Below are 21,718 nucleotides of genomic sequence, written 5' to 3' on the forward strand. Positions count from 1 at the left end.
GCAGATGATTGACAGGCTCCAGTTCGGATTCCGCCGACGGATCTATCCGCAGTTGCAGACAGAGGCGACCGAGTGCGGCCTCGCCTGTCTTGGCATGATCGCTGCGTTCTACGGCTATGAAATCGATCTGCCCGCGCTGAGGCAGCGTTTTTCCGTGTCCCTGAAGGGACTGACGATGGCCGATCTGGTACGGATCGGATCGGCGCTCCAGCTCGCTGGCCGCGCGGTCAGCCTTGAACTCGACGAGCTTCAGTCGCTGCGCTTGCCCTGCATTCTGCACTGGGATTTCCAGCATTTTGTCGTGCTGGAGCGTGTGGCCCGTGATCACGTTGTTCTCGTTGATCCGGCCACTGGCACCAGGAAGGTCACTTGGGGAGAGATGTCACTGCACTTTAGCGGCGTCGCGCTCGAACTCACTCCGACCCCGGCATTCCAGGCGAAACGGGAGCAGCAGCGCATCGGTTTAGGAGACCTGCTGGGCCGGACAACGGGTGTCGGGCGAGGATTGCTCAAGGTCTTTCTGCTGTCGCTCGCTCTGGAGGGCTTCAGTATCGTTGCGCCGTTTTACGAGCAGTGGGTCGTTGATCAGGCCATCGCTACGGGGGACCGGAATCTCCTGACAACGCTTGCCTTGGGCTTCGGGCTTGTCACGATCATCAGCATCATCACCGAAGCCTTGCGCGGCTGGGCCGTCACCGTTTTCTCGACGCTGGTGAACGTGCAGTGGACTGCCAACGTGTTCCGTCACCTGACACGCCTGCCGATCGACTACTTTGCGAAGCGCCACATTGGTGACATCGTGTCTCGCTTCGAGAGCATTGACGTCATACAGCAATCGCTGACACTGGGTTTTGTTGAGGCAATCCTGGACGGCGTGATGTCGACGGGCACGTTTGCCATCATGCTGGTCTATGACCGGTGGCTTTGTCTGATCAGTGTGTGTGCAGTGCTGGCCTATGCCGTCCTGAGATTCTGCCTGTATGGCGCCTTGCGCATGTCGAACCAGCAGCAGATCGTTTTTGCTGCCCGTGGTAGAAGCATGTTGATGGAGACCGTGCGCGGCATACAAAGCGTGCGTCTGTTTGGTAAGGCAGATGAACGGCTCTCGCGATGGCTAAACCTCGTCGTAGCGGGCAAGAACACCGGTCTGCGCACGCAACGGTTAATGCTGGTTTTCCGCACTGCCCACCAGTTGATTTTCGGGCTCGAGTTTATTCTGGTTATCTTCCTCGGTGCGCGCACCGTGATGGATAACGCTATGTCGGTCGGCATGCTGTTCGCGTTTCTCTCCTATCGCTCGCAGTTCACCGCCCGGCTGAGCGCGCTGATCGACAAGTTCTATGACCTTCAGATTCTCAAGCTTCATGCAACGCGGCTTGCAGATATTGTCCTCACGGAGCGTGAGCATGAAGGAGAACTGATCCGGCGCCCGGACGTCGATATCGAGCCCTCGATTGAAGTACGCGGCCTCTCGTATGCCTATGGGAAAGCCGAACGACGGGTAATCGACGACTTCGGTGTGACCATCGCCTGTGGCGAATCGGTCGCCGTTATCGGGCCATCAGGCTGTGGCAAGACAACGCTACTCATGCTCCTGGCAGGCCTGCTGAAACCCGACGCCGGTGAGATTCTTGTCGGAGGAATTCCAATCAGGCAGTTGGGGTTATCGAACTATCAGTCAATGCTTGGCGTCGTCATGCAGGATGACCGGCTCTTCGCCGGATCAATCGCGGACAACATCAGCTTCTTCGATCCGGCTCCGGATGACGCGTGGATCCGCAAGTGCGCAGAGCTCGCTTCGATCCGCGACGAGATTCTTGCGATGCCGATGGGTTTTCATACTCATATCGGCGATATGGGGTCAGCCCTGTCGGCCGGACAGCGACAACGGGTCATGCTGGCGCGAGCGCTCTACCGACGACCCCGGATACTGCTGCTCGATGAAGCCACCAGCAACCTTGATCTCGACAATGAGCGCTCGGTCAATCTCGCCATACAGGCGCTGAATATCACCCGTGTTGTTATCGCGCATCGACCGGAGACCATCGCGTCGGCGGATCGCGTGATTGATCTTGCGCGCGCGAAGGCAGAAGCATGAGCACGATTCGCTCACGGAGCCGCTGGACGAGCATGCTGCAGGGCAGGCAGGTCATTGCCAGTCTGCTCTTCCTTGCATCAACCGTGTCGAGCGCGCATATGGACCCGTTCGACACACGCGCAGCCATTGACATGACACCACCGTCGACGCTGGCCGGGGATGAGCGCGATGCACGCGCGTGCGCAAGTGAGTCCCTGCCGCAGCGCCTGTCCCTCTATGAGGCCGTGAGCCGGGCGCTTTGCAACAATCCGAAGGTGCAGCATAGCTGGGCTAACGTGTTGATGAATGCGGACCAGGTCGGTGTCGCACAGGCGGCGTATCTGCCGACCGTCAATGCCAATGCATCGGTGCAGCGTGCCCGCAACACGTACACGAATCTTGGTCAGGGTCAACCGGACTGGACAACGCGGACATCGAGCCAGGATGCCTCTCTCTCGTTGTCCTGGGTGTTGTTCGATTTCGGACAGCGCTCAGCTAATCTGACTTACTACCGTCGTTTGCTGGATCTGGCGAAAGCATCCCATACCAATTCGCTGCAAACCATCTTCGAACAGACAGCGGAAGCGTTCTACAACGCTTGGGCCGGTGAGAGTACGTTAGGTGCGGCTGTCGAGGCCGAGGCCACTGCAGAGCAAAGCTATCGCAGCGCGCAGCGCAAGCATGCTGCAGGCGTGGGCACACTGAACGACGAACTGCAGGCGCGGACAGCCTGGCAGCAGGCGACATTTGATCGCATCAACGCGGCGGGCCTGCTCAAGATCGCACAAGGCACGCTGTGTACAGTGATGGGGCTCGCTGTCGACACACCTGTTGCGATCGACGTCGACGTCGGCGCGCAACCGACAGCGCAGTTCAGTCAGTCAGTCGGAGACCTGCTCGAACAAGCCCAGAACGTTAATCCCAAGCTTCGAGCCGCAAGGGCCCAGCTCGATGCCGACAAGGCTGGTGCCGCGCGTGCGAGAAGTCAGGCGTTGCCGACCGTTTCCCTGACTGGCAACCTGGACAACGACCGGCAGGTTGCAGGGTATCCAGGTGCGACGCCTGAAAAATCGCGTGTCATTGGCATTCAGATCAGCATCCCGATCTTCTCGGGATTCGGGCAGGTCTACCGCCATCAGGCGTCCGAGGAACAGGTCAACATCGACCGGGCCGATTTGCGTGATGCCGAGCTACAGGTGGCCACCTCGGTCTGGCAAAGCTACCAGACAGTGACGACCAGAACAGAGAGCGTCAACGTCGCCAGGTCGGAGCAAGAGAGTGCGCAGCAGGCTTACGAGGTGGCAAGCCGACGCTATGCGGTAGGAATCGGGGCTCTCCTTGACCTGCTCACGGCTCAGAGTGCGCTGGCGAACGCGCGTCGCCAGATTGTCCAGTCACAGGCCGACTGGCGAATTTCCCGGCTTCAACTCGCGCTGGCTATTGGCGTACTCGATGGCTGGCAGGGCGTGTCAGGAACGGAGGCGCCGTGAAGGATGGTCTCTTCCCGACTCGGTTGCCTCCCGCGTTCCATCGCACTTGCGACGCTTTGTGCTGTAGCGAGCAACTATTTTTACAACCAGTAGGATATTCACGCAAAAGGAGGCCAATCGATCCACGATCTAATACGAACCATACCGCTATGAACAAAGTATCAGGATGTAGCGATTCGGGGTTCTTCGGAAAACCTGATGTCGCGTTTTCTCAATCTTTATCAATGGTGTTGATATGCGTGAATTGAAAGAGCATGAACTGTTGCTGGTCGGTGGTGGGATTGATCAGGAGGAATCCTCTAATGGCGGAGGCGCAGTTTTCGGAAGCGGGGGTTTCGCCGGTGCTGGAGGCATCTCTGGCGCTTGGGGTGATGCGGCCGCTACCGCAATGGGAACTGGTGCAACCGCTGGTATGACCGCTGCCATGACCGGTTCGGTCAATCCGAGCACGGCTTTCGTTTACGGATTAGTCGCCGGAGGGGTTGGTTCGCTGGTCAAGACCGGAGTAACAAAGGTTCTCAATGGTGGCAAGCCTCCTCGGTAAGGAGCATTAGGAATAGGTTTTAGTCTCTTCGGCTCAAATTTTCGTTCCCTAGGGCGCCAATTTTTTGCTGCCGATATGATTGTTGGTTTTAACACCTCGTCCTAGTGGGCGAGGTGTTCATTGATGGCTGGTGGTGGGATAACGGAGAGCAAAATTTATGTTTAACTTGATGAAATATCTGCCAATTGTCGTTCGGTCGCTACATGTTGGCTTCATGTTTGCGGCAATTGATTTTTTTGCTATCAGACTTGGTTTTTCCGTGTCTGTTGGATTGACTATATTTGTAACCTTAACTTCTGTTCTCTTAAGTCAATTATTCTGTACATATTTCGAATCTCTAGGAAATAGGAACGACTGAGACAGGCTGATGACGTGGTCAACATATCGCCAATAAGTCATCGAGATGGGCGGTCTGGGGCAGTGTTGATGATGATCAGGCGTGACCGGTCAGACTGGTTGTGCTCCAGCAACGTCAGTTGGAAACTTGTTTGTCCAACTGGGTGCAGTGAACCAGAATGTCCATGCAGTAAAGTGCCAACGCGAAGGCTTCCTTTGGCTGGATTCACGGTAATCCCCGGAGGGCGGCCAGCAGGTGCAAGTATCTTGGGCACCCATACTTCAATGCCGTCCGCCCCAACACCTACACCGCAACCAGTCCCGAGCCCTGGCTCGCCCAAGAGAAGTGGGAAAGCGATACCCCACGCGTTTTCTGTTGCATGAGTTAATTTAAACGTGAATTCAGGATCGGGAATTCCCCGGGTTTTAATTTATTTATTTCAACGAGGAAATTATGAATATAAAGGACATTGTTTTTATATTAATTCTATCGACAATTCTCACATTGGGATTGTTCGGTATGGCAGCTTTATTTGCGAAAAATATAATTCAATGGTTCCATTCATTGCCGGTGGCGACAGCAAGATTGATTATTAGCTTTTCTTGGATCGGATCGTGCATAGCGGCGATCGTTGCCTCGCGGAGGTATCGTATTTATCGAAGAGAAAATTGACAAGGATTGTGGTGGCCTATCTGCATCCGGTATTCCGAATGGGTGAGTGATTTTTCTGACATCAAAAATCTCCGAGCATGTTCCGCTTGATGTGATGCGCGAGCCCTTCCTCGACACGCTTCGCGAGCAGCGGCCCCTGAAACGAATTCGCCGTGCGCGACACGAGCGCGATGATGCCGAACAGCGCAAATGAAACGGCGATGCGGCGTGTCCGCACACCGGCGATGCGCACCGCGTACGCAAGCGTGGCGATGACGTGGATGACGAACGTCAGTACGCAGATGGCCAGCAGTTGAATGTCCATGGTCGCGATCGACGTGATTCGAAGTGATGGAGTGATGAAGTGACGCACGCAAGACTCCATAGAAGCGGCCTCGTGCTCAACGTGCCTCTATTCTGTCGTCTGGCGTAATAGATTCTTGACGAAAGGAACGGTGATCGGTTGTAACGTGCGCCGCGCGATGCCGAAATGCACCGTGCATCGTCGAAATGAAAGGCTTTTGTTATCGACGTGACGTCGAGCGGGCACACCGTTCACACGACGACGAGCAACACGCGTGTGACAAAAATCGGCGCTCGATCATTCAGCTAATCGAAGGAAACCTGTCAGTCTGTCAGTAATATTTCGAGACTGCGGAAACAGCCCACGTAACGCGTGGGCGCAGTTCTTCGTGACATCCTCCGGCCCATTGATGACAGACCGGCAACGCGCTGCAGACGTTGCCGATCATGTCCAGGTTTCCGCACGAGGGGTTCATGAAGAGAAGGCATATCGGCTGGGCGATCGTCGTCCTGGTAGTGGTGGTCCTTGCGGTGTGGTTCTTTCATTTCCGCCATCCGGCCAGCAAGCAAGCCGCGCCCGCACCGGGCACGCCGGTCTCCGCGGTGGCGACGAAACTTGCCGACGTACCCGTCTATATCGATTCGCTCGGCACCGTGACGCCGACGCGCTCCGTCACGGTCATCACCCAGGTTAACGGGATTCTCGATACCGTCGATTTCAAGGAAGGCCAGGTCGTCCGCAAAGGCCAGACCATCGCGCACATCGATTCGCGTAGCCTCGAAGCGCAGCTCGTTCAGGCGCAGGGCACGCTCGTGCACGATCAGGCATCGCTGGCGAATGCGCGTCTGGACCTGCAGCGCTACCGTCAGTTGATCAAGGCCGGTTCGATCACACAGCAGACGCTCGACACCCAGGTCGCCACCGTCAATGAGGACGAAGGCACGGTCAAAGCCGACACGGGCAACGTGCAGAACCTGCAGGTGCAGGTGAGCTATTGCACGATCACGTCGCCGGTGGATGGCGTGGTGGGCCTGCGGCTCGTCGATCCGGGCAACTACGTGACTACGGCGAGCACGACCGGCATCGCGGTAATTACGCAGTTGCAGCCGGCCACGGTCGTCTATGCGGTGCCCGAGGACTATCTCGGCCAGATCCACAAGGCGATGACACGCGGCGCAGTGCCCGTGCTCGCGTACGACCGCGACAAGAAGAGTTTGCTCGCGCAGGGCACATTGCTCGCGCTCGACAATCAGGTCGACACGTCCACCGGTACGGTGAAGGTCAAGGCCGAATTCCCGCAATCGGGCGACACGCTGTTTCCGAATCAGTTCGTCAATGCGCGGATGCAGGCCGACACGCTGCAGCAGGTACCGGTCGTGCCGACCGCGGCGATCCAGCACGGCAGCATCGGCGACTTCGTGTTTATCGTCGGCGCGGGCGACAAGGTCGCGCTGCGCAACGTGAAGGTCGGCCCGGTGAGCGGTGACAGCACGGCGATTCTCGACGGTGGTGTGAAAGCCGGCGAACAGGTCGTGACCGACGGCGCAGACAAGCTCGACAACGGCTCGCGCGTGCGCGTCGTCTCGCACTAGCGGGCGCGTCCAATGAATATTTCGCGTCCCTTTATCGAGCGGCCGATCGCGACGTCGCTGCTGATGATCGCGCTGCTGCTCGCGGGCCTGCTCGGTTATCACCTGCTGCCGGTATCCGCGTTGCCGGAAGTCGACTATCCGACGATCCAGGTCTACACGCAGTATCCGGGCGCGAGCCCCGACGTGAGCAGCTCGTCGATCACGTCGCCGCTCGAACGCCAGTTCGGTCAGATGCCCGGCCTGAAGACCATGAACTCGACGAGTTCGAACGGTGTGTCGGTGATCACGCTGCAGTTCGATCTCGCGTTGTCGCTCGACGTCGCCGAACAGGAAGTGCAGGCGGCGATCAACGCGTCGGCGAGTTTCCTGCCAGCGAACCTCCCGTACCCGCCGGTGTACAGCAAGGTCAACCCGGCCGATGCACCGGTGCTCACGTTGTCTCTGACGTCCGATGTGCTGCCGCTCACGAAGATCGAAGACCTGGCCGATACGCGGCTCGCGCAGAAGATCTCGCAGATCTCCGGTATCGGCCTCGTCACGATCAGCGGGGGGCAGCGGCCTGCCGTGCGCATCGAAACGAATTCGGGCGCGCTGAACTCGCTTGGCATGTCGCTCGACGACGTGCGTACCGCGCTCGGTAATGCCAACGTCAACCAGGCGAAGGGCAATCTGGATGGCAAGTACCAGGCGTATTCGATCGGTGCGAACGACCAGCTTCAATCGGCCGCCGACTACGCGGACCTCGTGATCGCGTACAAGAACGGCGCGCCAATTCGCCTCACGCAGATTGCGAAATCGATCGATGGTGCAGAGGACACACGCCAGGCGGCATGGACTGGTAAGACACCGGCGATCATCCTGAACATCCAGCGCCAGCCGGGCGCCAACGTGATCGATGTCGTGGACCGCGTGCAGAAGTTGTTGCCGCAACTACGCGCGAGCCTGCCCGCCACGCTGAAGGTCGACGTGCTGACCGATCGCACGCAGACGATCCGCGCGTCGGTCACCGACGTTGAATACGAACTCGGCGTGGCCGTCGCGCTGGTCGTGATGGTGATCTTCCTGTTCCTGCGTAACGTGCCGGCCACCGTGATTCCGGCCGTTACCGTGCCGCTCTCGCTGATCGGCACGCTCGCGGTCGCGTGGGGGCTTGGCTTCTCGCTGAACAACCTGACGCTAATGTCACTTACCATCGCGACCGGTTTCGTTGTCGACGATGCGATCGTGATGATCGAGAACATCACACGCTATATCGAAGCGGGCGAGGCACCGCTTGCGGCCGCACTGAAAGGTGCAAAGCAGATCGGCTTCACGATCATCTCGCTGTCGGTGTCGCTGATCGCGGTGATGATTCCGCTGCTGTTCATGGGCGATGTGGTGGGGCGGTTGTTCCGCGAGTTCGCACTGACACTTGCCATCGCGATCGTGCTGTCGGCGATCGTGTCGCTGACGCTCACACCGATGATGTGTTCGCGGATGCTGAAGGAGCACGAGGGCGAGCGGCGCGTCGATTTCTTCGACCGTGTGAACCGGCGCTACGAACAGGGCCTCGGCTGGGTGCTCGAGCATCGCGGGCTGACGCTGGTGTCGGTGGGGATAACGGCAGCGCTGACGTTCCTGATCCTGATCTTGATGCCGAAGGGCTTCTTCCCCGAGCAGGACACCGGGCTGATCGAAGGTATTTCGCAGGCAGCACCGTCGATCTCGTTTAGCCACATGGTCGAGAAGCAACAGCAACTGGTCGCGCAGATCATGAAGGACCCGGCAGTGGAGAGTCTGTCGTCGTTCGTCGGCATCAACCAGACGAGCCCGACGCTGAACCAGGGCAGCGTGCTGATCAATCTGAAGGACAAAGGCGATCGCGACAGCAGCGCCGCGGTGATCCGCCGTCTTGCCGACGTGACCGCGAACAATGCTGGCATGAAGCTGTTCCTGCATCCGGTGCAGGACTTGACGCTCGACGATACGATCTCGACGACCAGTTACCGGGTGGGCTTGCAAGCCACCGACCCGACCGTGCTGACCCAGTGGACCCAGAAGCTGATCGCGGCGCTGAAACAAGACCCTGCATTCGCCGATGTACAGAGTCAGGCGTTGCAGGAGGGTAACCAGATCCAGCTGACCTTCGATCGCGACACCGCATCGCGCCTCGGCATCACACCGCAAGCAATCGACGACGTGCTGTACGACGCGTTCGGCCAGCGCCAGGTGTCGACGATCTATACGCAGCTCAACCAGTACCACGTCGTGCTCGCCGCCGATCGCAGCGCCGACGATCTCGGCCACCTGCTGTCGGGGTTGTATGTCGACACGTCGTCGGGGGATGTCGCACCGCTGGCGTCGATGGCGACGATGAAAATCGTCCCGTCGCCGGTGACGATCAACCGTCAGGGGCAGTTCCCGTATGCCGACGTGTCGTTCAATCTCGCACCGGGCTACACGCTCGGCACGGCGTTGACGCATCTGCACGACGTGGAGTCGCAGATCGGTTTGCCTGCGACCGTACAAGCTTCGCTTGAAGGCTCGGCGGCGACGTTCGAGCAGTCGCTGTCGAACGAGGCGTACCTGGTGCTCGCGGCGATCATCGTCGTCTACCTGATGCTCGGCATCCTGTACGAGAGCTTCATCCATCCGGTCACGATCCTGTCGACGCTGCCGTCTGCCGCGCTCGGCGCACTGCTGGCGCTCGTGATTACCGGCACGCAGTTCGACATCATCGGCTTGATCGGCATCGTGCTGCTGATCGGCATCGTGATGAAGAACGCGATCATGATGATCGACTTCGCGCTCGAACTGGAGCGTAACGAAGGGCTGCCACCCGTCGAAGCGATCCGTCGCGCGGCTGGCCTGCGCTTCCGCCCGATCCTGATGACGACGATGGCGTCGTTGTTCGGCGCGCTGCCGCTGGCGTTCGGTACCGGGATGGGTTCGGAGCTGCGCCATCCGCTCGGCATCGCGATTATCGGCGGGTTGCTCGTGAGCCAGTTGCTCACGTTGTTCTCGACGCCGGTGATCTACCTGGCAATGCATCGTGTCGAAAGCTACTTCAGCCGACGCGCACAGCCCGCGGTGGAGTGACGCGCGATGAACCTGTCTGAACCGTTCATCCGGCGGCCGATCGCGACCACGCTGATCGCCATTGGCATCGCGCTGTTCGGCGTGCTCGCGTTCAAGCTGCTGCCGGTTGCGCCATTGCCCGAGGTCGACTTCCCGACCATCAACGTGCAGGCCACGCTGCCTGGCGCCGATCCGACGACGGTCGCGACTTCGGTTGCGACGCCGCTCGAACGTCAGTTCGGACAGATCTCCGGCATCACGCAGATGACGTCGGTGAGTTCGCTTGGCGCGACGCGCATCACGATGCAGTTCGATCTGAACCGCAATATCGACGGCGCTGCGCGCGATGTGCAGGCAGCCATCAATGCGGCACGTACCAACCTGCCTGCGAACCTCGACGGAAATCCGACCTACCGCAAGGTGAATCCCGCCGATGCGCCGATTTTGATCATCAGCCTCACGTCGGATTCGGCGACGCGCGGCCAGTTGTACGACGCGGCTTCGACGGTGCTGCAACAGAAGCTGCTGCAAACACCTGGCGTTGGCGATGTTACGGTGGGAGGCGGCGCGCTGCCGGCTGTGCGCATCGAACTGAATCCGGACCGCGTGAGCCACTACGGTATCAGCCTCGAACAGATCCGCACGGCGATCTCGAACTCGAACGTCGATCTACCGAAAGGCTCGGTCACGGCCAGCGGCAATGGCTACGAAATCGGCGCGAACGACATGCTGGTTGCGCCCGCCGATTACCGTCCGCTGATCGTGCGACGCAACGGCAACGACGTCGTGCATATCTCCGATCTCGGCTATGTGCGCCAGGACGTGGAGAACCTGGAGAACTACGGGCTCTCGAACGGCAAGCCCGCGGTGCTGCTGGTCGTGTTCAAGGAGCCGGGCGCAAACGTCATCGATACAGTCGACAACGTCAAAGCTGCGCTACCGTTTCTCGAAGCATCGATCCTGCCGACCATCAAGCTGAACATCCTGATGGATCGCACGACGACGATCCGCGCGTCGCTGCTCGATGTGGAGATCACGCTCGCGATCTCGGTGCTGCTCGTCACGCTGGTGACGTTCGCGTTCTTCCGCAACTGGCGCACGACGCTCGTGCCCGCAATCGCCGTGCCGCTATCGCTGCTCGGAACGTTCGGCATCATGTACTTCCTTGGCTACAGCCTGAACAATCTGTCGCTGATGGCGCTGACCATTTCGACGGGCTTCGTCGTCGACGATGCGATCGTTGTCGTCGAGAACATCATGCGGCATATGGAGCGTGGCGAGGGGCCGGTGCAGGCGGCGCTGTCGGGCGCGCGCGAAGTCGGTTTTACGGTGCTGACGATCAGCGTTTCGCTCGTTGCGGTGTTCATTCCGCTGTTACTGATGGGCGGCATTGTCGGGCGATTGTTCCGCGAGTTTTCCGTGTCGTTGTCGGCGGCGATCCTGATGTCGATGCTGATTTCGCTGACGGTCACGCCGATGCTGTCCAGCATCGCGCTGCGCAGCACTAACGCGGGACATCACGAAGAAGAATATCCGGACTCGCGCTTTCACCGCTTCTATGCACGCACGCTCGGCTGGGTGATCCGTCGTCCGCTGCTGATGGGCTGCGTCACGCTGCTCGTGCTGGTGCTCAACGTGGTGCTCTACATCGTCGTGCCGAAGGGTTTCTTCCCGCAGGAAGATACGGGGCGACTGGTCGGGCAGATCCAGGCGTCGCAAAGCATTTCGTACCACGCGATGCAGCAGAAATTCCTGAAGATCAATCAGCTCGTATTGAAGAATCCGAACGTGGCGTCGGTGGGTGGTTTCATTGGCGGGAGTAATGCGGTGAACAGCGCGCAGATGTTCATCACGCTCAAGCCGCTTGGCGTGCGCAAGGCGAATGCGGACCAGGTGATCGCGCAGATCCGCCGTACGCTCGGCGATATTCCTGGCGCGCGGCTTTATCTGCAGTCGGCGCAGGACATTACCGTGGGCGGTCGGCAGAGTGGTGCGCAATACCAGTTCACGATGACCGCGGACGATCAGACCGATCTCGACAAATGGGTACCGCAAGTCGTCGCACAGATGCACAAGCTGCCGATTCTCCAGGACATCAATACCGACCAGCAGGACAACAGCATGCAGGCGGCCGTCAACGTGAACCGCGATACGGCGGCGCGCATGGGCGTCAACTTCGATTCGATCGACCAGGGGTTGTATGACGCATTCGGTCAGCGTCAGGTATCGACGATCTACAAGGCGGCGAACCAGTATCACGTTGTGATGGAACTGGCGCCCGAATACTGGACCGACCCGTCTGCGCTGAAGGGGATCTATATTCCTTCGGGTGCGCCGAGTTCGACGGCGAGTGGCGCGAACGGTAGCGCGAGTCCAGCGGCCGCGGCGGTGGCGAGTGCGGCGTCGGCCGCGAGTGTTACATCGCCTTCGTCGACAGGAGCGCCCGCGACGACGACTGCTACGCCATCCACCGCTGCGCTGACGAATGGCAATGCGCTCGTGCCGCTGTCATCGATGGCGAACTTCTCGATCCAGCGCACCGCGATCTCGATCAACCATCAGGGCACGTTTCCCGCCGTGACCGCGTCGTTCAATCTGCGCCCGGATGCATCGATCGGTGAGGCCACGCAGCAGGTCGACGAATCGGTCGCGCAACTGCGCATGCCGGGCAGCATCATCGGACAGTTTGCGGGCACTGCGCAGGTGTTCCAGCAATCAGTGGCCAGCGAGCCGCTGCTGATCGTCGCCGCGCTGCTGTCGGTGTATATCGTGCTCGGCATCCTGTACGAGAATCTGATGCATCCGCTGACCATTCTGTCGACGTTACCGTCGGCGGGTGTCGGCGCGCTGATCGCATTGCTCGTGACCAACACGCAGCTGTCGATCATCGCGCTCGTCGGTGTGATCCTGCTGATCGGCATCGTCAAGAAGAACGCGATCATGATGATCGACTTCGCAATCACCGAAGAGCGCGAGCGCGACCTCGAGCCCGAGGAAGCGATTACGCGTGCCTGCATGATCCGCTTCCGGCCGATCATGATGACGACGATGGCGGCGATTCTCGGTGCGATGCCGCTGGTGTTCGGCTCCGGCTATGGGTCGGAATTTCGCAAGCCGCTTGGTATTTCGATCATCGGTGGGTTGTTGTTTAGCCAGGTGCTCACGCTGTACACGACACCGGTGATCTATCTGTGGCTCGACCGGGCGTATCGCCGCCTGCGCCGTCGACGGAAGGAGGTTTGAGGATGAAACTACGATCTCTTCGTACGGTGCGCAGCGCATGCGCGGTTGCCGTCACACTATGCGTCGCCGCATGCGCGGTCGGCCCCGACTACCACAAGCCCCCGGTCGACGTGCCCGCGACATTCAAGGAAGGCGTCGACTGGCAGCGTGCGCAGGCCGACCCGCAGGCTTCGCTGTCGAGCACCTGGTGGCTGGCGTATCACGACGACACGTTGACGCATCTGATCGAACAGTCGCAGCAGGCGAACCAGTCGATCGCCGCTGCAGAAGCGGCATACCGGCTAGCGCAGGCCACCGTTGCGGCCAGCACCGCGAGCCTGTTCCCGGTGATCTCCGCCGACGGTTCCGGGAGCCGCAGCCGAAACGGTTCGACATCGAGTGCAGGTTCAAACGAACTGACAACAGGCAGCAACAGCAATAACGGCACCACGACGGGCGTGCGTAATGCCGTCGGCGTGACGGCAACAGCGAGCTGGGAGCCAGACCTGTGGGGCCAGGTGCGTCGCGAAATCGAATCGAGCAAGGGCGCAGCGCAGGCATCCGATGCGCAGCTTGCAGGGGAACGCCTGTCGATCGCCGCGACGCTCGCAACCGACTACTTCGCGCTACGCCAGCTCGACGTCGACATCGGTCTGTTACGCGAACAGCAACGCATCGACGCGCGCATTCTCGACATGACGCGCGTGAGTTTCCAGCAGGGCACGGCATCGAACGATAACCTGCTCGCCGCACAGGACACGCTCGAAGTGGTGATCGCCGATCTGCAGACGTCGCAGACCTCGCGCGAACAGGATGAGCACGCGATCGCCGTGCTCATCGGCGTGCCACCCGCGACGTTCTCATTGGCCGCGCAAACGGACTACGCGTTTCCCGATCCGGCGATACCGCTGGCATTGCCGTCGCAACTGCTCGAACGGCGTACCGACGTGGTTAGCGCCGAGCGCACAGCGGCATCGGCCAACGCGAAAATCGGTGTAGCGAAAGCGGCATTTTTCCCGACGCTCACGCTGAGCGCCGAAGGCGGCTTTCAGCACAACACGTTTGCGAATCTGTTCTCGATGCCGAACCGCATCTGGACGCTCGGCCCCGATCTTGCGGCGACGATCTTCGACGGCGGCGCACGGACGTCGGCCGTGCACGAAGCCGAAGCGACCTACGACGAGACTGTGGCGAACTATCGCGAGACGGTGCTCGCTGCATTCCAGAATGTCGAGGACAGTCTGTCGACCTGCAATCATCTGCGGCAACAGGCGCATGCGTTCGACAACGTGTACCAGCGCAACCAGCAACTCTTTGCAAGCGAGAACGCGCAGTTGCAGGCGGGCACAGCAAGCGAAGAAGGTCTGCTCACGCAGCAGTTGACGCTATTGCTGGCTGAGCAGAATCTGAAGGACACGCAGGCGCTGCTGACACAGGGCAGTGTTGCACTGGTCAAGAATCTGGGCGGCGGCTGGCAGTGGGACGATCACAAGGAGGCCGCCGTTGCGATGGCTGCGCCGGCCGGTGCGACTGCAGTTTCGCAGCCGACGCCCGACGCAGATGCAACGACGACCTCTACTTCACACGCGGACTAACTTCAGCCCCCCGTCAGACGGATATCGCGCGACGATGCGCCGACATAGACCTTGCTACCGGGAACGAACTTCCACGTATTGTTCGCGACATCCCAGATGCTCTGATCTTGCGGCGATACCACGAGCCTGACGGTCTGCTCTTCACCCGGCTGCAGGTTCAGGCGGTCCCATCCGGCGAGTCGCTTCGGCGGTTCATTCGGATCGTTGATGCCGAGATAGAGCTGCGGCACATCGACACCTGCAACCTGACCGTCGTTCTTGACGTGGAAGGTCACGATCAGGTCGTGCCACGGCGTGTTATGCACCGACAGACGCGAGTACTTGAAGTGCGTGTACGACAGGCCATACCCGAACTCGAACAGCGGCTTGATGTTCTGGCTGTCATACCAGCGGTAACCGATCTTCAGCTTTTCGGTGTAAACCGGATTCGGCGAGAACGTGCCGTTTTGCCCCCACGTCGGCGTGTCCTGATCGTGAACCGGGAACGTCACGGGCAGCCTGCCTTCCGGATAGATCTTGCCGAACAGCAGGTTGGCAATTGCCGGCCCGCCGGCCTGACCTGGGTACCAGGCTTCGACCACGGCAGAGACGTTGTCGATCCACGGCATCAGTACGGGGTTGCCGTTTTCGAGCACGACGATTGTGTGCGGATTGACGTTTGCAACGGCCTGGACGAGCTCGTTCTGATTCGACGGGTTCGACAGACTCAGACTGCCGAGATCGGCGAAATCCTCGCCTGCCGGCTGCACCACGACGACGATGGCCACATCGGACTTGCTGGCCAGTGCGACTGCGGCGTCGATCTGCTGCTGGGTGTACGCGACGAACGGATTGTTCTGGTCGGTGTTGCCCGCGTAGGTCACCGTGGCGTTAGGCGCCTGCTGCTGAATCGACTGAACGATCGTCGGATTCACCTTCAGCCATGGGACCGGCCACCAGTGACAACCCGTACCCGACGGGAACGTCAAGCCGCCGCACCCTGCAAACGCGCCGGTCACCGGGTCCCGCGTATTGCCCGAACCACCGCCCGCAAGAATGCCCGCGTCGGCGTGCCCACCGATCACCGCAATGCTCTTGAGGCTCGCTGCGGCAAGCGGCAGTTGCGCCTGGTCGTTCTTCAGCAGGACCATGCTGTGTTCCGCTGTTCTCTGCGCAAACGCGTTGGCCTGATCGAAGTCCACGGTGCCACCAGGCTTCGCCGGGTCGTCCATGACACCGAGGCGGATCATCGTGTAGAGCTTGCGCCGCACCATGTCGTCGAGGCGCGACTGGGTGATGGCATGGCTCTGCAGAGCCTGGGTGACCAGCGCCGGCGTCAGAAAGACGGTCGGTCCGACATCCTCTTCTTCATCGAGTCCCGCATTGATCGCATTCGCGGTGCTGTGAGTTGCACCCCAGTCGGATTGAATCTGCCCCTGGAAATGCCAGTCGTTCTTCAGAATGTCGTTGAGAAGGTGCTGGTTCTCGCAGGTATAGAACCCGTTGAGCATGTTATAGCCGCACATCACGCTGCCGGGATTAGCTTCCTTGACGGCGATCTCGAATGGCCGCAGATAGAGTTCGCGCAAGGTCCGCTCGTCGATCTGGCTGTTGCCGCCGCCGCGACCGGTTTCCTGTTCGTTGCCGGCGAAATGCTTGATCGACGCAATGACTTTCTGGCTTTGCGTACCGCTCGTGCGCTGCGCGAGCATTTCGCCCGCGAGCAGCGGATCTTCCCCGAGGTACTCGAAGGTCCGGCCGCCGCGCGGTTCGCGCGTGAGATTTGTGCCGCCGCCGAGTCCCATGGCGAAACCTTGCTCACGGAGCTGCTTCGCGATCTGGGCGCCGTAGTCATACGACAGTCGTTTGTTCCAGCTTGCCGCGACCGCAATCGTGGCAGGGAACGTGGTGCTCGGTTCGATGGTGCTGCCGCCACCCGTCGACGAGTCGACCATGTTCAGGTCCGGGATGCCCAGCCTCGGAACGCCCTGGATATAACCGCCACCGCCTAGAGGAACCTGGTTCATCTGATACTCGGAGTGAATCAGCTGAAGCTTTTCATCCTGAGTCAGGAGCGCAAGCAGCGCCTTTGCCCGCAAATTGGCCAGCCCGAGCGAAGCCGAAAAATTCTCAGCAGACGCCGCGGGACTTGAAGCCGCCGCAGCGACGGCGCTCTTGGCGGATAACTGCGCAGCCGCGCTGCCCGGGCTGCTGCCGCTATCGCCGCCGCAACCGCTGATTGCACTCACTACCCCTGCCGTAGTGAGGATGCCTATCCATAATGAATAACGTGATCTCATGTCATCCCTCCATTGTTCGTGTCTAGTTCACTGCATGCGCCCTTGAAACAGGCAGATACGTATCGTGACTATTGATGCCGGCTCTGGTCGCCTCGTGCTGGCCGTAATGTGACGTTGGAGAAACGTAAAGAAATGCTATGCACCATGGATACATGCGCCGCTCGTCGTGCTACGCGACGGGCGGACACTTTCATGATGCGGACTTGAAGTAATTACCCTCGACCTGAGGGGAGATTGTTGTTGCGCCTGGCAGGAAATTACGTCGAATGGAAGCGCTTCCATTTAACATTTGGTAAGTTATCCAGCGCGCACAATGGGGTCAATCAGGGTTTATATGGATCAGGCGATGCGAGGAGCACTGCGGGGTTACTGCAGGGCGTCGCGGCCATCGAGGTGCAGGCGTCGCAACAGGTCGCGACCGCGTGTGGTGAGTTCGAGCGTCGAGCCGCGATGATCGCGTCGCCGCACTTCCACGAGTTCGTAGCGGCACAAGGCGAGAACGTCGGGATCGAATTCCTCGAAGCGCAAGGTTGCGTCGCGAAACAGTAGCAAGGTTGCGAGTTCGTGATGGCTCAACATTCGACACCTCCGTAGCGAGCACAGACAATGCCGTCATGGTAGTGAGCCGTTTCTGACGTTTGGCTACAGGCTTTTTTCCGCGAATTACGCTGTTACATCGCTGACGAAAAGGCGTCGAACGAGGTGAGTGCGAGCGCTCAGCGTTTGAGTGCCGCCAGCCGCGCGCGTAGTTCTTCCGATGCCAGCGAGTCCTCGTAACCTCTGCGTGAGACGAGTGCGTCGCGCTCGCCGGCTGCGATCTGGTTGAGCTGTGTCTTCATCGATTGCACGACGCCAGGTTCGCACGCGCGAATCGCATCGACGTAGTGCGCGACGCGTTCGTTCAATGCGTTGGTGTCGATGAGGTCGGTCAGAAAACCGATGCGCAGCATTTCAGCGGCGTCGATCGTGATGCCGGTCAGGAACAGGCGCTTCGCGTTCGCGACGCCGAGTGCCGTGACATAGCGGCGCATGCCGCCGGGATAGTAGTGCAGCCCGATGCGCGCGGCAGGCATGAACATTTGCGCGCCGGTCACGCCGATACGGAAATCGCAGCACAACGCGAGATCGGTTGCGCCACCGTAGACGCTGCCGTTCAACGCGCAGATTGTCGGTAGCGGGCATTGTTCGAGTGCATCGAGAAATGCTTCGAAGCGACCGTCGAGTTGTTCGACGATGGCCGTTAGCGTGTAACCCGAGCTGAAGGTTTGCGTACCCGTTCCCGTGATGACGAGCGCGCGGCATTCGTGCGATTCGCGTACGGTCTGCAGATGCGCCATCAGCGGAGCGAGATCGTCGGGATCGATCCGGTTGTGGTGATGCGGTCGATCAAGCGTGATTTCGGCGATCTGGTTGCGGATCGCAAAGCGTGGCGTGCCGGCGGTCGTGTCGTCGTTCATGGTGTTCGGGGAGTGGCGTGTCTTCGGGTTGAACCGGAAGGCTACACCGCCAGGTAGCTAGCGGAAATACCCTTTATCGAGGGAACATAAGCGGGTGCGTCTGAAGCGACGCGTGCCCGACGGAGTGTCGCAGATACAATCGACCGCAATCGCTGCAACGTTACCGGAGACGCATATGCTGCAGGTGTGGGGGCGACGCAACTCGTTCAACGTCCAGAAGGTGATGTGGCTGATCGGCGAACTTGGGTTGTCTCATGAGCACATCCCCGCAGGCGGTGCGTTCGGTATCACGGACACCGCCGCGTTTCTGGCAATGAATCCGCACGGTCGCGTGCCTGTCATCAGGGACGACGATGGCACGGTAGTCTGGGAGTCGCACAGCATCTTGCGGTACCTGGCCGCGCGCTATGGCACCGCGCGCTTCTGGCTCGACGATGCAGTGCAACGGTCGCAGGCGGACCGCTGGATGGACTGGTCGCAGACCAGTTTGCAGCCGGCCTTTCTAACGGGCGTGTTCTGGGGTTTCTTCCGAACGCCGGAGGCGCAGCGCAATATGCCGGCGATCGACGCAAGCGTGCGCCGCTGCGCGGACTATTTTCAGCAGCTTGATCGCGTGCTTGCCGGGCAACCGTTTCTGGCAGGCAATAGTTTCACGCTCGCGGATATTCCGGCCGGCACGCATCTGTACCGGTACTTCGAACTGGAGATCGCGCGGCCCGATATTCCCAACGTCGAAGCGTGGTACGAGCGGCTCAAGCAGCGCGCCGCGTATCGCGAACATGTGATGATTCCGTTCGACGATCTGCGCGGCCGACTCGATTATTGAATGCACCTGCGTGCACATACACCGCCTTATCGATGCATCCAGAATACCTTCAGGAAATCGTATAGCGGTTTTGCGGTCCACCCATATAAACATTCCTGGCAAGCGACAGAATCCGTTCACGGTGGCGATCGAATGCGGCAAGCACAGCTGATTTGTCGTGGCCTGCTTCGGGGCCCAGACTCGATATCACCGAATCGTCGATGGCGAAAGCGATCTCGCGAGCATTGTCGTAACCCCAGAAACATACGCAATGTCGTGAGGCATCGTAGCTGCGGCTGGGATTGGGGAAGTTGAGCGCCATGTTCTCATCCCGGTTCTTGAGGCGTTGAGCATCCGTATCACGCGCTTTGCGAGTCAACAGTGCGCCTCACGACCCATGAGGTCAAGGGCTCGTTTGTACGTAATCGTGCTGGGTATTGGCGACGCAGAGAGTGATGCGGAGGATGACGCAGAGGCGGTGCAGAGAACCTGCAGAGACCGGTGCCCAGAGATGGGCACCGGATACATCATGCGTTACAGCGGCTTGATGTTAGCTGCTTGCAGACCCTTCGGGCCGCGCTTCGTTTCGTACGAAACCTTCTGGTTCTCAGCGAGGGTCTTGAAGCCTTCGCCAGTCACTTCGGAGAAATGCGCGAAAAGGTCTTCGCCGCCTGCATCGGGAGTAATAAAGCCAAAGCCCTTGCTGTCGTTAAACCACTTGACGGTACCGGTATCCATAACCAAATCCTTGGTGAAAAATAAAATGTGCTCCGGAATGGAGCGTTCGAAGCGATCAAGGAGTGAGAGGACCACGAATACCGCTAACACAGCGATCAATTGATGAGCAGCAATCGACTTTCTTGAACGTCGTCGCGCACAATACGCTGATGCGACCGAAAAGGTCAAGGAGTATACGAAATCGGTGTATCGGTACTGTCGTACCAAATGTCGGATGAAATACATGGCGACAACATCGCCAAATCCAGCCATCATGCCCGAAGCGCGGCCGCTTCCGCGGCTGGCGAAACGGGAGAAGCATGATGGCAAAGGGTCAACTGCGTAGTAATCGCGAGGCGAAAAAACCTAAACAAGACAAAAAGCCGGCGTCGCCCGCCGCGGGTGGATCCTGGGCGACTGCACCGAAGACCGCACCCAGCAGTGTGCCGGTTAAGAAGAAATAGTGGAAAGTTGACCGCGCATCGAGCGAAATCTGCGCTTTATTCACGCTTTCCACCTTTTATCTGCATATGCGCTACCTGTAGCGCATGTAAATCGGCCAGAGCGGTCTTCTGGCGAACGCGGCACCCACTGAATCCGCTGACGATTCATGCCGCATTGCCCGCACGACTGCGCCGGCCACCCTGTGCGTTCCTCCCGATCCTCACGCGTTGCCCGACAAAACCTTGCGATGCATCTCACTCGTCAGTGCTTCGATGCGCTCGCTGAGTTGCCGCGTGAGTTCGGTCAGCTTCGTGTTCTGCTCGACAAGCGCGGTGAGTTGCGCGGTTTGCTGGCCAATCTGTACGGCACGTTGTTCGGCTGCGAGCGCGAGTTCCTCGCGATGTCGAGCGTCGGCGTCCGCATGTGCCTTGTCGCGATCGGCCTGGCGCGTTTGCGCGAGCAGGATCAGCGGTGCGGCGTAGGCCGACTGCAGACTGAATGCGAGGTTCAGCAGAATGAACGGGTAGACGTCGAACTTCGTCATGCCGGTGACGTTCGCGATGACCCACAACAGCACGATCATGGTTTGCGCAATCAGAAACGTCGGCGTGCCGAAGAAGCGCGCAAACGCTTCGGCCTTGAGCGCAAACCAGTCGTCACCGAATGGCGACGACAGATGCGCGTAAGGAAGATGAAAACGCAGATGTAGGCCGTGTGAGTGGGCCTTGGGCGTGTCGTTGGGGGGGAGGGTCGGCTCGGTCATGGGGAATCCTGTTCGGGGATGAGAACGGGGTGAGGCCGAAGGGAATCGTAGCGCAGCACGCGACGAATGCCCGCTGTTTGCAGCGCAATGAAAGTAACACGCGCCGGAGTAGAATCGATGAACGGGATATCCGTCACGACATGCTTCGGTGCTGCGATGAAAACGCCTTCTACCAATGAAAAAACGCGCAAGCGTCCTTCCACCCTGACGTTGAATATCCTTACCGCACTCGTTGGCGTGATCACGCTCGGTGCGGGCATTGGCTGGCTCGTCTATACCTGGTTCGTCGATCTCGAAGTGCCGTACTTTGCGATTCCGCTAGTCGTCTGCGTGCCGGTGATCGCAGCCGTTGCATTTCGCAACCTCTGGGATTGACCGCGCCGT

The 21,718-nt window shown here is 59.7% G+C and carries 16 protein-coding genes and 1 pseudogene; 9 read left to right on the forward strand and 8 right to left on the reverse strand.

Annotation, left to right across the window (positions count from 1 at the left end):
* The first annotated feature begins 4 nt into the window (after positions 1–4).
* The 3 genes from BWP39_RS28090 to BWP39_RS31635 all read left to right on the forward strand — a co-directional run bounded on the left by BWP39_RS28090 (position 5) and on the right by BWP39_RS31635 (position 4,111).
* Positions 5–2,098, forward strand: a complete 2,094-nt coding sequence (locus tag BWP39_RS28090) for a peptidase domain-containing ABC transporter (RefSeq protein ID WP_096726220.1) — start codon at positions 5–7, stop codon at positions 2,096–2,098.
* A 98-nt stretch (positions 2,099–2,196) separates the two neighbouring features.
* Positions 2,197–3,567: a TolC family protein gene (locus tag BWP39_RS28095; RefSeq protein ID WP_170043908.1), complete on the forward strand. Its 1,371-nt coding sequence runs from the start codon at positions 2,197–2,199 to the stop codon at positions 3,565–3,567.
* Between the two features lie 235 nt (positions 3,568–3,802).
* On the forward strand, positions 3,803–4,111 hold the full coding sequence (locus BWP39_RS31635; protein WP_133116957.1) for a hypothetical protein: 309 nt from the start codon (positions 3,803–3,805) through the stop codon (positions 4,109–4,111).
* A gap of 1,073 nt (positions 4,112–5,184) precedes the next feature.
* On the opposite strand, the pseudogene BWP39_RS28100 reads toward BWP39_RS31635, so the two are convergent.
* Positions 5,185–5,424, reverse strand: a pseudogene (locus tag BWP39_RS28100) (lipid II flippase family protein); the annotation flags it as partial.
* A gap of 452 nt (positions 5,425–5,876) precedes the next feature.
* On the opposite strand from BWP39_RS28100, the gene BWP39_RS28105 reads away from it, so the two are divergent.
* From BWP39_RS28105 to BWP39_RS28120, 4 genes are read left to right on the forward strand one after another with little or no spacing between them, the layout of a single operon-like run.
* The gene (locus tag BWP39_RS28105; protein WP_096725486.1) at positions 5,877–6,995 is read left to right on the forward strand and encodes an efflux RND transporter periplasmic adaptor subunit; all 1,119 of its coding nucleotides are present in this window, start codon (positions 5,877–5,879) and stop codon (positions 6,993–6,995) included.
* Positions 6,996–7,007: 12 nt separating this feature from the next.
* Positions 7,008–10,073, forward strand: coding sequence for an efflux RND transporter permease subunit (locus BWP39_RS28110; RefSeq protein ID WP_096725487.1), 3,066 nt, complete (start codon positions 7,008–7,010; stop codon positions 10,071–10,073).
* Positions 10,074–10,079: 6 nt separating this feature from the next.
* Positions 10,080–13,295: an efflux RND transporter permease subunit gene (locus tag BWP39_RS28115; protein WP_096725488.1), complete on the forward strand. Its 3,216-nt coding sequence runs from the start codon at positions 10,080–10,082 to the stop codon at positions 13,293–13,295.
* Positions 13,296–13,297: 2 nt separating this feature from the next.
* Positions 13,298–14,869, forward strand: a complete 1,572-nt coding sequence (locus tag BWP39_RS28120; protein ID WP_096725489.1) for an efflux transporter outer membrane subunit — start codon at positions 13,298–13,300, stop codon at positions 14,867–14,869.
* Between the two features lie 2 nt (positions 14,870–14,871).
* Here the strand turns inward: BWP39_RS28120 and BWP39_RS28125 are convergent, their stop codons facing one another.
* The 3 genes from BWP39_RS28125 to BWP39_RS28135 form a co-directional block, all read right to left on the reverse strand.
* Positions 14,872–17,097, reverse strand: a complete 2,226-nt coding sequence (locus BWP39_RS28125; RefSeq protein ID WP_207557148.1) for a beta-glucosidase — start codon at positions 17,095–17,097, stop codon at positions 14,872–14,874.
* Positions 17,098–17,514: 417 nt separating this feature from the next.
* A complete protein-coding gene (locus BWP39_RS28130) occupies positions 17,515–17,727 on the reverse strand; it encodes a hypothetical protein (protein ID WP_096725491.1) in 213 nt (70 codons plus the stop codon).
* Between the two features lie 137 nt (positions 17,728–17,864).
* A complete protein-coding gene (locus BWP39_RS28135; RefSeq protein WP_096725492.1) occupies positions 17,865–18,605 on the reverse strand; it encodes an enoyl-CoA hydratase/isomerase family protein in 741 nt (246 codons plus the stop codon).
* A gap of 175 nt (positions 18,606–18,780) precedes the next feature.
* Here BWP39_RS28135 and BWP39_RS28140 point away from each other — a divergent pair, with 175 nt between their 5' ends.
* A complete protein-coding gene (locus BWP39_RS28140) occupies positions 18,781–19,431 on the forward strand; it encodes a glutathione S-transferase family protein (RefSeq protein ID WP_096726221.1) in 651 nt (216 codons plus the stop codon).
* Between the two features lie 49 nt (positions 19,432–19,480).
* On the opposite strand, the gene BWP39_RS28145 is transcribed toward BWP39_RS28140, so the two are convergent.
* The 4 genes from BWP39_RS28145 to BWP39_RS28155 form a co-directional block, all read right to left on the reverse strand.
* Complete coding sequence (locus tag BWP39_RS28145; RefSeq protein WP_096725493.1) at positions 19,481–19,732, reverse strand: DUF1488 family protein; 252 nt, start codon at positions 19,730–19,732, stop codon at positions 19,481–19,483.
* A gap of 212 nt (positions 19,733–19,944) precedes the next feature.
* Positions 19,945–20,148, reverse strand: a complete 204-nt coding sequence (locus BWP39_RS28150; RefSeq protein ID WP_091012403.1) for a cold-shock protein — start codon at positions 20,146–20,148, stop codon at positions 19,945–19,947.
* A 313-nt stretch (positions 20,149–20,461) separates the two neighbouring features.
* The gene (locus tag BWP39_RS31800) at positions 20,462–20,635 is read right to left on the reverse strand and encodes a hypothetical protein (RefSeq protein ID WP_157915191.1); all 174 of its coding nucleotides are present in this window, start codon (positions 20,633–20,635) and stop codon (positions 20,462–20,464) included.
* 156 nt (positions 20,636–20,791) lie between these two features.
* Positions 20,792–21,334, reverse strand: a complete 543-nt coding sequence (locus BWP39_RS28155) for a DUF1003 domain-containing protein (RefSeq protein WP_096725494.1) — start codon at positions 21,332–21,334, stop codon at positions 20,792–20,794.
* A 156-nt stretch (positions 21,335–21,490) separates the two neighbouring features.
* Between BWP39_RS28155 and BWP39_RS28160 the strand changes: the two genes are divergently transcribed.
* Positions 21,491–21,709, forward strand: coding sequence for a hypothetical protein (locus tag BWP39_RS28160; protein ID WP_096726222.1), 219 nt, complete (start codon positions 21,491–21,493; stop codon positions 21,707–21,709).
* Positions 21,710–21,718: the final 9 nt, after the last annotated feature.

It is taken from the genome of Paraburkholderia acidicola (assembly GCF_002362315.1).
Classification (GTDB): Bacteria; Pseudomonadota; Gammaproteobacteria; order Burkholderiales; family Burkholderiaceae; genus Paraburkholderia; species Paraburkholderia acidicola.